13 protein-coding genes are annotated in these 13,810 nt (G+C 61.8%); 1 reads left to right on the plus strand and 12 read right to left on the minus strand.

Translation table 11 applies throughout. The features are described 5' to 3' along the window. Positions 1 to 16: 16 nt before the first annotated feature. A complete protein-coding gene (catC, locus tag ACW175_RS14860; protein ID WP_492100821.1) occupies positions 17 to 307 on the minus strand; it encodes a muconolactone Delta-isomerase in 291 nt (96 codons plus the stop codon). Further along, positions 307 to 1,521: a muconate/chloromuconate family cycloisomerase gene (locus tag ACW175_RS14865; RefSeq protein ID WP_492100822.1), complete on the minus strand. Its 1,215-nt coding sequence runs from the start codon at positions 1,519 to 1,521 to the stop codon at positions 307 to 309. The genes catC and ACW175_RS14865 overlap by 1 nt, the downstream gene beginning before the upstream one ends. Positions 1,522 to 1,568: 47 nt before the next feature. On the opposite strand from ACW175_RS14865, the gene ACW175_RS14870 reads away from it, so the two are divergent. Continuing rightward, positions 1,569 to 2,459 carry a LysR family transcriptional regulator gene (locus tag ACW175_RS14870; RefSeq protein WP_492100823.1) on the plus strand — a complete coding sequence of 297 codons (891 nt, stop codon included), beginning with the start codon at positions 1,569 to 1,571 and terminating at the stop codon, positions 2,457 to 2,459. A gap of 150 nt (positions 2,460 to 2,609) precedes the next feature. On the opposite strand, the gene ACW175_RS14875 is transcribed toward ACW175_RS14870, so the two are convergent. From ACW175_RS14875 to ACW175_RS14920, 10 genes are all read right to left on the minus strand, one after another. Next, complete coding sequence (locus tag ACW175_RS14875) at positions 2,610 to 4,667, minus strand: S9 family peptidase (protein WP_492100824.1); 2,058 nt, start codon at positions 4,665 to 4,667, stop codon at positions 2,610 to 2,612. Positions 4,668 to 4,804: 137 nt separating this feature from the next. Beyond that, a complete protein-coding gene (locus tag ACW175_RS14880) occupies positions 4,805 to 7,594 on the minus strand; it encodes a TonB-dependent receptor plug domain-containing protein (RefSeq protein ID WP_492100825.1) in 2,790 nt (929 codons plus the stop codon). A gap of 151 nt (positions 7,595 to 7,745) precedes the next feature. Beyond that, positions 7,746 to 8,981 (minus strand): NAD(P)/FAD-dependent oxidoreductase, encoded by a 1,236-nt coding sequence (locus tag ACW175_RS14885; protein WP_492100826.1) that lies wholly within the window; start codon positions 8,979 to 8,981, stop codon positions 7,746 to 7,748. 102 nt (positions 8,982 to 9,083) lie between these two features. Next, a complete protein-coding gene (locus ACW175_RS14890; protein WP_492100827.1) occupies positions 9,084 to 9,866 on the minus strand; it encodes a 2-keto-4-pentenoate hydratase in 783 nt (260 codons plus the stop codon). After that, positions 9,863 to 10,363 carry a flavin reductase gene (locus ACW175_RS14895; protein WP_492100828.1) on the minus strand — a complete coding sequence of 167 codons (501 nt, stop codon included), beginning with the start codon at positions 10,361 to 10,363 and terminating at the stop codon, positions 9,863 to 9,865. Before ACW175_RS14895 ends, ACW175_RS14890 begins: the two co-directional genes overlap by 4 nt. Then, entirely contained in the window at positions 10,363 to 11,106 is a 744-nt protein-coding gene (locus tag ACW175_RS14900) for an SDR family NAD(P)-dependent oxidoreductase (RefSeq protein ID WP_492100829.1), read from the minus strand. Before ACW175_RS14900 ends, ACW175_RS14895 begins: the two co-directional genes overlap by 1 nt. Positions 11,107 to 11,114: 8 nt before the next feature. Beyond that, positions 11,115 to 11,639, minus strand: coding sequence for an aromatic-ring-hydroxylating dioxygenase subunit beta (locus ACW175_RS14905; protein ID WP_492100830.1), 525 nt, complete (start codon positions 11,637 to 11,639; stop codon positions 11,115 to 11,117). Continuing rightward, positions 11,636 to 12,892 carry an aromatic ring-hydroxylating oxygenase subunit alpha gene (locus ACW175_RS14910; RefSeq protein ID WP_492100831.1) on the minus strand — a complete coding sequence of 419 codons (1,257 nt, stop codon included), beginning with the start codon at positions 12,890 to 12,892 and terminating at the stop codon, positions 11,636 to 11,638. Before ACW175_RS14910 ends, ACW175_RS14905 begins: the two co-directional genes overlap by 4 nt. Continuing rightward, complete coding sequence (locus tag ACW175_RS14915; protein WP_492100832.1) at positions 12,889 to 13,437, minus strand: nuclear transport factor 2 family protein; 549 nt, start codon at positions 13,435 to 13,437, stop codon at positions 12,889 to 12,891. Before ACW175_RS14915 ends, ACW175_RS14910 begins: the two co-directional genes overlap by 4 nt. Beyond that, positions 13,434 to 13,796 carry a hypothetical protein gene (locus ACW175_RS14920; protein ID WP_492100833.1) on the minus strand — a complete coding sequence of 121 codons (363 nt, stop codon included), beginning with the start codon at positions 13,794 to 13,796 and terminating at the stop codon, positions 13,434 to 13,436. The genes ACW175_RS14915 and ACW175_RS14920 overlap by 4 nt, the downstream gene beginning before the upstream one ends. Positions 13,797 to 13,810: the final 14 nt, after the last annotated feature.

Genomic DNA, 13,810 nt, shown 5'->3' on the forward strand with positions numbered 1-13,810 from the left:
TTTATGGTTGGCGGCTTTAACGATCGTCGCCGTGCAGGGACGATGGATGACGGCACAGCGGCTTCACGCGCACGATCATGAAGGGATAGAGCGGCAAGCTCGTCAGAATGTCGTGCAGGGCGGCATTGTCCTCGACATCGAAGATGCTGACGTTGCTGTAGTGGCCTACGACCCGCCAGATATGCCGCCAGATCCCTTGGCCTTGCAGGTCTTGGAAACGCGCTTTCTCAGCTTGCTTAAGCGCCTCGAACCGCGCCGCGTCGTGGTCGAGGGGGACGTTCACGTCCATCTCCACATGAAACAGCATCAGACGCTCTCCTTGGCGGGAAGGCTGAACGTCGGCCGGGCCTGACGATCGCGTCGGAGGAAGGCGATCTTCTCCTCGTCCAGCGCGACGCCCAGCCCCGGTCCCGTCGGCACCGCCAGGGCGAAGTCGCCATAGGTCAGGGGCTGGGCGAGAATCTCCTCGGTAAGGAGCAGAGGCCCGAAGAGTTCGGTGCCCCAGGCCAACGATCCAAAGGTGGAGAAGAGGTGCGCCGAAGCGACCGTTCCGATCGCGGCCTCGAGCATGGTGCCACCATAAAGACCGACCCCAGCCGCTTCAGCGATTTGGGCGACGTCATGAGCGGCAAGCAGGCCGCCCGACTGGGCGATCTTGACGGCGAACACGCGAACATCGCCGGCTTGAGCCAGCGCGAAGGCGTCCTTTGGACCCTGCAGCGACTCGTCGGCCATCATGGGAAGGGCATGGCGCGTCGAAAGCCGGCTCATGGCGCCCGCGGCGTGCCGCGCCACTGGTTGCTCGACCAGATCCACGCCCGCGTCGAACAACAGCCCCATGCCTAACTCGGCTTGGACTTCGTCCCAGGCTTGATTGACATCAACTCTGATGCTCGCGCGCTCGCCGAGCGCCTTCTTGATCGCGGCCACATGGGCAACATCCGCGCGGACAGCCCCCTTGCCGATTTTCAGTTTGAAAATGTTGTGACGTCGGGCGGCCAGCATGCGCTCGGCCTCTTCAATGTCGCGCCCAGTGTCGCCGCTGGCCAGGGTCCACGCCACCGGCAAGCTCTCGCGCCGGCGACCGCCGCCGATCAACTGTGAAACCGGCGCGCCCAGGCGTTTTCCCGCCGCATCCAGCAGCGCCGTCTCGACCGCGCATTTGGCGAAGTGGTTACCCACGACGTTACGCCCCACCGCCGCCATGGTCTCGCCGATCCGTGACAGGTCGCAGGCGGCCAGCACAGGAGCGATGTAGGTGTCGATCGCTAGCTTGATGCCCTCAGGGCTTTCGGGTCCATAGGCGAGGCCGCCAATGGTGGTCCCCTCCCCTATGCCTTCGATGTCATCGTCTCCGAGGATTCGAACCAGCACGATCGACTGCCGGTGCATGGTCGCCATGGCCAGGACATGGGCGCGGATCGTCGGAATATCGACGATGATCGTCTCGATCCGCACTGATGAAACAGCCATGCGCTTCCTCCGGTTCTCCTCAAAACCTTCAACCCAAACCGCGCCCATGACAAAGACCGTTGGCGTCTGCCCGCGATACCTTTTAGGTATTTAGAATGGATCTTCGTCAGCTCCGCTATTTCGTGGCCGTCGCCGAGGACAAGAGCTTCACGCGGGCTGCTGAACGCCTGAACATGGCCCAACCTCCGCTAAGCCGGCAGATTCAACAGCTGGAGGCCGAGGCTGGCGCTCAACTGATCGACCGCCTCGCGCGCCCCCTTCGCCTGACAGCGATCGGACAATTGGTCTACGAGCAGGCCGTGCAAATGCTCGCCAAGGCCGACGCCTTAAGCGCCATGATTGGCCGCGCGCGCGGCGCGGAGCCCCGACGGCTGGTGATCGGCTTCGTGGCATCGACCATCTATGCGGGACTTCCGCAGTTCATCAGGCAGTTGCGCAGTATCGGACCGCATCTTGAGCTTAGTTTGCTTGAGATGGTCAGCTTGGAGCAGGTCACCGCCCTCAAGGCGGCTCGTATCGACGTTGGCTTTGGTCGTATCCGGTTCGAGGATGACGCGATCAAGCGCGTGGTGCTGCGCGAGGAACGCCTTATCGCGGCCATTCCCGCCAGCCATCCCCTCGCCTCCGCGCCCGGCCCCGTCGCCCTAGCGGCCTTGGCCGACCTTCCCCTTATTGTTTATCCGCGAGAGCCGCGCCCCAGCTATGCCGATCAGGTATTGGCTACCTTCCGTGATTACGGCTTGTCGCCTCGCCTGACCCACGAGGTTCGGGAATTACAGATCGCCCTCGGCCTCGTCGCGGCCGAGGAGGGGGCCTGCATCGTCCCGGAGTCGGTTCGCCAGTCTGGACTGGAGGGGGTAAAGTATCGCGACCTACTTGAGCCGGCGACGTCGCCCATTTTCATGACCTGCCGTAAGAACGATGAGTCGCCCGAACTGGAACTTGTCGCCGAGGCGATCAAACGGACCCCCTTGCTCGAAGGGTGACCCCGTGCGGCGAACGCGGCTCGCACGCTGTACCATGATGAGCGGGTTGGGCTTATGTCTCCTCAAAAAGCTTCCGATCCAAAATCGCCGGGCCGCTATGAAAATGATATCCGTTCCGTTTTGCTGCTAAGGTTGGAGCGCGAGCACATTTCAGCATGGTTCGACTTCCTCACGCAGGTGGGGCCCGGTGAGCGGACCTGGATGCGTATCGAAATGGCGACCTATCCAATCGATCGTGCGTTCGTCGATGTCGTGCATGCGCGCCGGATCGGAAGGCTCGTGGGTCGCTGCGGGATAGGCGATAAACTGGACCACTTGTCCGGTGGCTTGGAGGGCTTGGTACATCTTGTAGCTATGCGTAATAGGAACGTTTGGATCGCCAGTGTTGTGCAGCAGAAGCAGCGGCGTCCGGACGTGGCAGAACGCGGCGAGCGGCGAGTTGTTTCTCAAGCGCGCCAATCCGCCCGCAGCCCACGGCGTTCCGCCGAACCGGAACAAATTGGCGCCGACAGAATTGCTGAGCGTCGCCTGGTCGAGATAGTCGGACAGCCCGGCGATCGCGACCGCTCCGGACCAGCCCTCGGCGTGCCCGACGAGCCAATCCGTCAGGTGGCCACCGTTCGACAAGCCCGCGAGCGAAACCCGAGCGCGATCAATGGGATTTTCCCGAAGCACCTGCTCCAGCCCAGTCATGATATCTAGGGCCGGTCCAATGTTGATGTCGCTAAAGCCCGCCGCCTGCGTTTTCGCACCCTGATTGTTGCTGCCACGGTAATTGGGCTCAAACACCGCCCAACCCTTCGCCGCTAACAAACGTGCCTGAACCGAATAGGAGAGCCCTGCAGCAGCCTCGGGACCGCCGTGGATGAGCACCACGAGCGGAACCGTCTTGGAGGTATCAGTCGGCAAGGTGAGCAGGCCGTTGACTAGGATCCCGTCTGCGCTCGTCCAGTTGACGACAGTCCGTTTGAAGTCCTGACCTTTCGCAAGGTCGCGGTTCAGTTGGGTAAGCTGCTGCGGAGCACTACCGCGCCGGACCACGTAGACTTCCGGCGGCGTGTTGGAGGCACTGCCGACGAAGTACACCGACTTGTCGTGATCGACGGCGGCGACCGGCTGGCGCTGGGTCGCGAACCACATGGCGCCAGTCGCGCTGAGCGTTCCGCTATCGATGCGGCGAGCCGATCCGTCCAATTGCTGCGCCCAAAGGGAGGCCAGCGCACCGTCGCCTCCGCCCACCAGCAACGCTGAACCGTCGGGATACCAGCCAAGCGGCGAGATGCTCCGGTCCAATGAGGGGTACGACCATGTGACCTTCCCTTTGCCTACGGCCAGGAGGCCAGTGGCACGGATGGGTTGTTCATCTCCCGGTGATGTTGAGAAAGCGACCACCTCCGCTACGGGAGACGCCATGGGCGTGCGTACCTTGGCGCTACCAGGCAGGATCTGCCTCGTTTCCAGGTCGGCCAGCGTGATCGACCACAATTCCGCTTCGTCCCCGTTGTCGCGAGGAGACTGCTGGCGCACGAAGAATATCTTGTCGTCTCCAGAGGACCATGAGAACGGGGGGGCCGTGTTACCCTTGCGTGCGGGCAAGGGAAGCGACCACGCGCCCTGAGTGATCCGCTTTGGCTTGGACGGGACGATCCCTGTATCTACGGTCCATAGATGCGCGGCGACATAGTCCTTTTTTACAAGATACGGCCCCGCGCCGGCTTCGAAGGATAACACGCCTTCAACCGACTTCGGCAATCTCTCCGGATCACTCATGCTGAACGCGATCGACTGGCCGCTATGATTCCAAGCGAAGGATATGATGTTAGTTGGCTCCGACGTTAGCTTGCGGACGGTTCTGTCGGAAATCGTCACGAAGAAGATTTGACGCGCGCCGCCCTCGCTTGCGGAAGTGAACGCCAACCGCGAGCCATCCGGAGCCCAGGCGATCTGGCCAACATCGTCGCGATCGCCGATCAGGGTCTTAGTCTGGCGAGACCGTATATCGACGATGCCGACTTCGTTGCGCCATGCGCTGCCCGAGGAGTTCGGACGCCGTACGAGAATAGCCAGCGTCGAGCCGTCCGGCGAAGGCGCGATTTCTGTGACGTCGACGACTTGTTCAGGCGTCACATGCGAGATCGTCGAGACTTGGCGAGCTTCCGAAGCTCCTACACTCAACGAGACCGAAACAAGCAGAGCTGCGAGCAGCACGCCTAGACTAGAATGCCCCCTTAGACTTCGCAGCTGATGTAACATTGCTTTTTCCTTCGCGAAATTCCAATTCCGGGCTCTTTCCGATCCGTGCCGGATGCCGCTCTTGTGGAGTGCGACATCCAGCACCACGATGATCAGAGCGAGAACTTCACGCCGACCCGGAGGGTTCGGCCGGTGGTGTCGTAGATGAAAGGATTGGTCCCGATCTGGATTTGTACATTGCCGGTCGTCGATGGCACCACGCGCGGTGCCTGATTGAGCAGATTGTCGACTGCGTAGAAGAGTTCCGGGGAGCCAGGCTGATCGGCGAACTTCATGCTGCCGTTCAGGTCGAAGTAGACCGTCCGGGGAACCGAATTGTCGTCAATGTCGGCCGATGTCCAATCGCTGCGGATCTTCCCGGCGCTGATGAAACGAGCGCGCAGGGCAGTTCTCGTCCGACCGGCGGCCAAACTGCCTTCGAACGTCCAGCGCCAGCTTGGCGTGGCGTTTGCATCAGCCATCTGGCCTGCATAGTCCCGCTTAACTCCGCCAACCGTGATGGACCGTTCGGTTACGTGGGACCCGAGCGCGCTCAGGGTGAGCGATCCATCAAGTGAAGGTAGGTTGGTGCGGTAGCGGGCGTCGATATCTACCCCCCTGACATGCTCCGACTGTGCGTTGAGTGAAGGCGTGGTCACCCGCGTGATTAGGCCGGAAGCATCGCGCTGAATGAGATCGCAATAAATATTGGACGAATTGCAGCTGTCGATGATGTCCTGACCAGCAAGAACCGTGATGGCGTCGTCGATCTTGATGTCGAAGAAATCTACCGAGAACTGGAGGTTCCGAAAGAAATTCGGCTGCACCACGATACCGGCAGAATAAGTATCGGATTTCTCCGGCTGCAACGTCAGATTTCCGGTCGTGCTGCGAGTGGTTGCATAGGTCGTGCCGGTAACAGGATCGTTCACTGCGAGCACACTGTCGTTGCCCGCCTGGAAGAGCTCGTTAAGGTTCGGTGACCGAATGTCGCGCGACCGTACGGCGCGCAGCATGATCGAATCGTCGATCGCCCAGGTCAAGCCGGCCTTCCAGGTTACGACGGTGCCGCTGCGATCATAGTTGGTGACGCGCGCGTTTGCGTTAAGGTCCAGGCTTCGAGCGAACGGCACCTCGTGCAGCAAAGGTGCGACGATCTCAGCGAACCCTTCGGCGACACGCACACTGCCGGAGGACGGCTTTCCGTTTCCGACGAAGTACGCTCCCGCAGCGGACAAGTCATCGACCGTGGCAACATAGGATTCCCGACGATACTCTCCGCCACCCGCAAACGAAACGGCGCCCGCAGGGAGTTGGAAGGGCTCTCCCCGGATCTCGGCGGATACGACATCCTGTTTCAGCCTCACCTCTTGGTATGACGTACCGATCACGTAGTCGCGAACAGCTTGCGTCACATTTCCCGTTCCGAAAACGTTGTAGGGAACGCATCCGTTAGTCGGGTCAAGCAGAGTCGAGGCGCAGACGATAGTTCCGTTGCTGGAGACAGCATCGACCGCTCGCAGGTAATTCGCAGTGATGACGTTGTTGGAGATTTCGGTGACAGACTTCGTATACCCGTGCTGGCCGTAAACTTTCCAATTCCAGTTAGAACCGATGCCCCCTTCGAGCCCGGCAGCGAAGCGGGTCAAGGTTCGCTCTGACGACGAGGTATATGGTCCGAACGCCCAGTTGGTGGTTCCCAGGTTGAAACTACTGATCCCAGCGGCGACCGCGCGACCGCGTGTCGCGGCGTCGAGATAGGGATTGCTCGTTTTAATCGTCAGGTTTCCGAAACGATTGAACGACACGCCCTGTGCATCACCCGTCGCATGACCGTAACCGCCTTCACTGAAGATCGTGATGTTGTCGGTCAGGTCGAAGCTTACACGCCCGAACGCAGACTTGTTGTTGTAAGGTGTGATAAGCTGGATGCGACCGCCTTCGTCCTCAGCGCTGCCGCCGTACGATATAAGGCCGGATGTCGTTCCGAAATTAAACGTTGAGGGGAGGCCCTGCGCATCGAACTGAGTTCCACGTAAACTTGTGCTGGTGATCAAGCCGCCATCGGTCGCGGAAGAGAGGCCCCCGCCCGAAGTCAACAGCTGGCGGGGTTGCCCATTGCCCGCCACATAAGCAGGATTGTTCACGACGCGATCGCCGCTGTACCAACTGCGATCGCCGGCGGTACCGGCATCTTTCTGGATTTCTATTTGCCCGCTGCCCAAGATGTGCCCACGGCCGCCGGCAAAGCTGGTCCCGGCCGCAAGCGAGAACTTGCGATTAGCGCCCGTGCCGCTGGTAGTAACGCCATTTTGAATCGAGCCTTTCACGCCTTGGAACTTGGTGTCGAGTACCAAGTTGACGACGCCGGCAATGGCGTCAGAGCCCCAAGCGGCTGAAGCGCCTCCGGTAACGACGTCGATCTGCTTAACTAGATCGGTTGGCAAAAGGTTGATGTCGACGCCGCCAGATGCCGTTGTCGGTGCAACGCGTCGGCTATCGAGCAGAACCAGCGTCCGACCAACTCCCAAGTTTCGCAGGTTCAACAGGTTGGCACCTGCCGGCGATGTGATCAGACCGGCAACGGCCCTAGGCGAAGAGGTGGAGGAGAATGAGGGCAACTGATTGATATAGTCGGCCATCGTCGCCGGGGCCGCCTGCGCGATGGCGTCGGCCGAGACGACCGTAGTGGGCGTAGGCGCTTCGTAGCCACTTCGGCCCGTCCGACTGGCGGTGACGACGATCTCTTGCAGATCGGTCGCCCGCTCACCGTCGTCGGGGCTCCCCACGACCGTAGGGGCCGCTCCAGGCTTCGCGGGAATTTCCTGTGCTCTGGCCGAGTGGCTGAGCAGCGCCGCCATGGCGCCGGATGCATAAAGGGCGAGGTGTGTGCGACGAGCCATAATGTTCCCCATTTCTCTCATGCTGTTCGGTTGCCCCCAAACAGCCCCCGATCCAGGGCATCAGGCTGTGTCGATAAAGTGTATTATTCAAGTGATTTTTTAAGTTGGATCAAATAACCTTCATATTGGCGGCAAAAAGATCCCTACCGCATCAGCCCAGCGATTTAAGCGGCAGATCGGGATCGGCCAACGCCACAAGATCAGGCGTCACACCGGCCTCAACGAGCTTTCGGCCTTGGACATAATCCTTCACGGCGTTGACGCAATCGAGCGCCACGACGTGCCCATTCCTGAGGTAAATCACCGAAAAGGAGCGGCTTTCTGGCTCCCCGCGCGTCACAGCCGTGTCGAATCCGGCGGCGATGCCGACGGTCTGAAGTTTTAGATCGTATTGATTGGACCAGAACCACGGCAGGGCCTTGTAGGGCTTTTCATCGCCACAGATGGCCTTGGCGACACAGGTCGCCATATCGTTTGCGTTCTGTACGGACTCCACGCGCATCACGGCACCTCCGGCGTAATCGCAGGCGAAAGCCGCGCAATCGCCGATGGCATAGATGTTCGGCAGAGAGGTGCGGCAAAATGGATCGACCTTCACCCCCAGAGCATCGGAACCTGAGGCCCCAGCGACGATCAACGGACCGACGGCGGGCGCGATACCGATGCCGACGATTACCGCGTCGCACGCGACCACCTCGCCATCCGCCAGCTTGACGCCATGAGCGCGCTGTCCGTCGCCTTCAACACAATCGACCGAGATGGCCGTCCGCAAATCGACGCCATGAGCGCGATGCTCCCGTTCGTAGAACGTCGAGAGTGTCTCGCCGGCAACGCGCGCCAGGACACGGGTGCCCGCTTCCAGCAGCGTGACGACCATGCCCATTTTCGAGAGCACCGCGGCGGCCTCAAGCCCAATGTAGCCGCCCCCGATAATGACGATGTTCTTAGCTCCCGCGTCGATCTCGGCCATCAGGGTGTCGCAGTCCTCACGGGTGCGGACGGCATGAACGCCAGCCAGTTCGAACCCGGAGCATGAAAGACGACGAGGCTGGCCTCCAGCCGCCCAGATCAGTTTGCCGTAGCCGTAGGCGCGCCCATCCGAGAGTGTCAGTGTCTGCGCTTCGGGGGCCACCTCGATGACCTCGACGCCGAGCTCAAAAACGATGCTCTTCTCGGCCCAGAAGGAAGGGGGGCGAATGTAGAGACGCTCAAAGGTCTTCTCGCGAGCGAAATATTCCTTGGAAAGCGGCGGGCGTTCGTACGGAAACTCCGGCTCGCGCCCGATGACGGTGATGGTTCCAAAAAAGCCGCCTTGGCGCAGAGCGATGGCCGCCTGGGCGCCGCCGTGCCCCGCCCCCACGATAACGACGTCTGCAGTCTCAATCATACGGACACGCCTTGATCAGCCGGATTGGTGTTGACAACGATGGGACGGCTCGCGCTTGAAGGGCCTCTCACGCTTGCTTTCGAGGGTGGATTGGCGTCGCCCCTAGCGAGCCCCGCGCGTGACGATTTTGCAGTCGATCCGGCCAAACCGGCCAAAGCTGGCGCTGCACGCCAACCCAGGCGTGACGGCGTGCATGCCAGTAACCGCGCCAGTCGAAACGAACTGTCCCGGTCGCAATGGCATCCCCATTCGATCAGCTTGCATCAACGCAAACGCGAAGGCCGCCGCAGGACCACCAGGAAGGGCTTCCGCGGTTCGCGAAATTGGCGCGGCATCGCCAATCCGCGCTTCACAGGGCAGCGCCGCTGGATCCTGGAGAAGCTCCAGCGGTACCGACGCCCCAATGATCTGCCCGGCGTTGTTGCCCAGGTCGGCGATAGTGGCGAGCGACCCAAGGGTTGGCAACGAGGTGATCGGGCTCGACGCGACCTCGACGCCGATCGTCAGGCGTTCCGGCGTGATGAGACCGGATCGATCGGTCCGCGCGAAGACGACAAACTCCGCCTCGAAAGCAGCCGATCCGCCCGGGAACATCGCAAACGGCGCGAGACCTTCTCCTGGGCGCTGCAACACCGCGGACCGAAAGATCGGCCCAATGAAGCGCTCAACGCCATAATGTTCGACCAGATCGGGCGACAGTCGCCCCACCTTCCATCCGGCCAGGTCATCAGGCCAAAATTCAATGGCGACCCGTTGGATAGCGTAGGCTTCTTCAAGCGTTTCTGGCAACGTTCCGGGGAAGCTGTCCAAAGCGTGCGCATACCGGCGCGCGTCAACAAGCGCGCGCGCCACGGCATGGACAGCCGGTGCGTTAGAGACGGTCATGCTGAAGCCGCCAGCGGCAGATGGTGATAGGCTCGGCCGAAGTAGACCAGCGCTTCCCCATCATCGCGCGAGAGGACTTCCTCCACGCGGCAAAGGAAGACGCTGTGAGTGCCCACTTCGTAGACAGACTGGACCCGACATCCGAAGTTGCACAGCGCGCCGACCAACGCAGGGGCCCCGCTGTCGAGGACTTTCCAATCGGCCCGCTGGAAACGCTCATCCATGCTCAGGCCACGATTGGAAAACAGACCGGAGAGCTCTTGATGTTCCGCACTCAGAACATTCACGCATAGAACCCCATTGCCGGTGATCAGGGCGTTCATGCGCGAAGAGCGGTTGATGCACACTAACAGTGAGGCCGGCTCATCAGTCACACTGCAGACCGCCGAAGCGGTCATGCCGTGACGTCCGCTCTCACCGTCGGTCGTGATGATGTTCACGGCGGCGCCCAAGCGCGACATGGCCGTGCGAAAAAGCGTGCGGTCGATCATGGTCATTACCTCATCAATAGGCCGCCGTTGAGGTCCCAGGTGGCGCCGTTCGCGAAGCCGGCGTCCGCCCCCGCCAGATGCACGGCCGTCTTCGCCACGAACTGGGGCGACCCCAAGCTGCGCACGGGAATGCCGGCGATGATGCCGTCCAGTTTGTCGGCGGGAACGAGCTGCCGCACCGAAGGCAGATCCAGCGGTCCAGGGGCAATGGCGTTCACCGTCACGCCATAGGCGGCGAGATCGCGCGCGAAAACCTTGGTGAGGGTGATGATCCCACCCTTGGACGCGGCATAGTGCGCGCCGGTCGCGGTTCCGCCGTTTTGCCCCGCGAGCGAAGCAATATTCACGATGCGCCCCGCGCCGACATCGCGAAAATGACGCCCCAGAACCTGACAACCGACGAAGGTGCCACGCAGGTTGATCTTGAGCACAGCGTCAAAGTCGTCCGGCGTGATGTCGAGGACGGGCTGCGCCTTGGTGACGACCGCGTTGTTGACCAGGACGTCAATGCGCCCCCAGGCGGCAAGAAGTCGATCGCGCGCGGACTCGAACTGGTCCTGACTGCGCACGTCCAAGCCGATCGCCAACGCAGTGGCGCCCGTCCCGTCGAGTTCGCCCGCCAGAGCGCCAGCCCCGGCCTGGTCGATGTCCGAAATGCCGACCCTGTACCCGGAGGCATGAAAGGCGCGGGACAAGCAGTCTCCCAGGCCCTGCGCCGCGCCGGTGATGAGGACAACCCGGGCGTCCATGACCGCGCTCATAGCAGGTAGCCAATACCGAACTGATAGTCCTCGGCGTTGATGAGCGTGACGACCTTCTCGTCGATGAGCAGCCCGCCATCGGCGCCGCGCACCAGGCGGTAGCTCACGTCGGCGGGCAGGAACCGCATATGTCCGTATTTGTATTCGGCCAACATCTGCGCGGCGCGCAAAGCGATGACGCCTGGGCCCGACGCGGTCACCACGAACCGGGAAACGGTGCGCACCGTCCGCGCGGGCGGCGCCGACGACATCGAAAAGCCCGAGAGCAGACGCTTTACACGAGCCTCGCGCAGTTCGCCATCGTCATAGACGATATTGAGGACGTCGGCGTAGTCGGATGGCGCGCGCACGGTCGGGATGATGTATTTGCCCGTCGTGCTCCACAGCGGGAGCCATGGCTTGTAGTCGAGCCGATCAAGCAGATCGGCTTCCGCCCAAATGAAGGCGGCCGCTTCTTCAAGCGTCGCAACGGGCCCTTCGAAGCCTTCGGTCGCTGTCACCTTTTCGAGAATGCCGCTCATGCCGTCATCATCCTCTTCCACATTTGGTAGGCCGCCCGCATGCCGGTTTCAGCGCTCACGTCGCCGGCGTTGTGGCCCGGCTCGGCGCACCCCTCGGGCGCTTCGGCGCCACGATTGAGCATGATCCAGAGATCCTCGCCCGCCGCGGCGCCACGCTGGACACGCTCCCAGCCTTCCGCGTCATCGGGCGTGCCAAAGCCCATCGGGCCTTGGAAGTGTTCGTGAAGGCGCAGACGCGCGCGGTTACCGGCTTCCGGTCCGCCATCCATGCCAATGGCGACGTGCATGATTTCAGTCTCCTCAACGGTGACCGGACGCAGTACGCGGAAGAACGCCATCGAGCAGGCGACGTTTGGGAATAGGTTGAGATTGAAGCCCGAACCGCCCACCGCGCGAACCACCCGGCGCATCTCGTCGTCGGAGCGCCCTTCGGCAGCCAGTTCCGCGGCGAGCTTCGCGAAGCGCTCAGGGATCGGCGCGTCGAGGTTTTCCTCAAGGTCGATCAGGTCTGGGATCATGACCATCACCGAGTGACCATTGCCAAGATCCTCGACCCACCCCCCCTGCCCCAAGACGTCGAACACGTTCTCGGTGTCGGCGTCGAGCGAGTCGAGAAAGGTCTTGTGAACGATCGGGAAATGGTAGGCGTCGGTGGTGTTTTCGAGCTGGATCTTCCAATTGCCCGGGAAGCGGAAACGGTGCTCGCCCAGGGTCTTCACGCCATATCCCGCGCCCTGTTTCATAAACAGGTCGATCCACTTCTTCGCCGCCCCCAGGAAGGTTTCAAGGGGCTCAATGTCGTCCTTGAACGTGGCGAAGATCATGCCGTTGTAGGTCTCGACCCGCAGGGACACGAGCGGAAACTCGGCGGTGTCGAAATCGTCGGCATAGCCCGCCGCGTGCGGCACCTTGCGCAGGCGCCCGTCGGGATTGTAGCTCCAGCCGTGGTAAGGGCAGACGAAGACCGAGGCCTTGCCCTTGCCCTTCTCGCACACGCTGGCGGCGCGGTGACGGCAGCGGTTGAGCAGCACATGGAGATCGGACTCGCGATCGCGCGTGACAATGACCGGCTCTCGACCGACCCAGGAGGTCTTGAAGGTGTTCTTGCCCGGGAGGTCGCTTTCGTGCGCCACCCAGACCCAGGTATTCTTGAAGATCCGGTCCATCTCATCCTCGAAGATGGCCTGATCTCGATAGAGAGAGGTGTGTACCCGGTCCGTGCGGACGAGCGCGGCATAGTCATGATCGCTCATAGCTGCTCCTCGGAGTGTTGTGATGGTGCGGAGGCTTGGGGCGTCGAGATCGGAGCCTCGTCGTTCCAGGGACCGACATCGCGGGAAAAGATGTTCTCGGTGACGAAGCGGGCGATGCGCCAGCTTCCCTCCTGGAAGACGAAATCAAGGGCTAGTCGCGCGCTCCGCAGATCCGACCGTCCGTCGCGGTAGGTCGAAACCTGAAGCATCATCCAGCACCCGACCGCATGATGTTCGTCCGTGACCAGGATGTCTTCGGACGAGAGGTAGTGAGCGTTCAGAACGAAATGCGCCGGATCGGCATAGCCCGCCAACATCGCTACGATGGCGTCCCGCCCTCTATGGAGGCCGAAGGCCTGGCGATAGCGCCCCCGGCCCTCCCAAACCGCCTCGCGCGCGAAGAGCGCTCCCAGTTCGTCAAACTGGGTCCGGGGCCCCAGATCATCGCACAGTCGGAAATATCGCGTGGCGGTTCGGCGAACCGCGTCCGCCGCCTCCAGTCGCGCCAAACGGCCGATGATCTCGTCTGACGGGACGGGATTCATTCGGGAATGACCAGTTCCCGGCCGATACGCGCCTCGACCCGCATGTACTTCCATAGGCGGTGCTCCCCAACCTGGATCGTGCGGAACAGGTTACAAGCGGAGACGACGGTGGCGCGGTCGGGCACGTCGGCTAGAATATAGAAGGTCCAGGGCCAGCCGTTGGGCGACGTCCCGACCATGGTCTCGTCGTCGTCCAGCGTGCCGAGCACCGTCACGCCGGGCAGATCGCGAATACCCTTGAGCATGACGCCCGTGGCCGCCCAGACCTCGCCAATTCCGGAGGCGGGCAGGTCGAAGAAATTCTGCAGGACCGCGCCACAGAAGAGGACGCGAAGGGGTTTTGCAGTGATGTCGCTCATGACGTTGTTTCCTC

The organism is Caulobacter sp. FV1ye6ST (assembly GCF_058681225.1).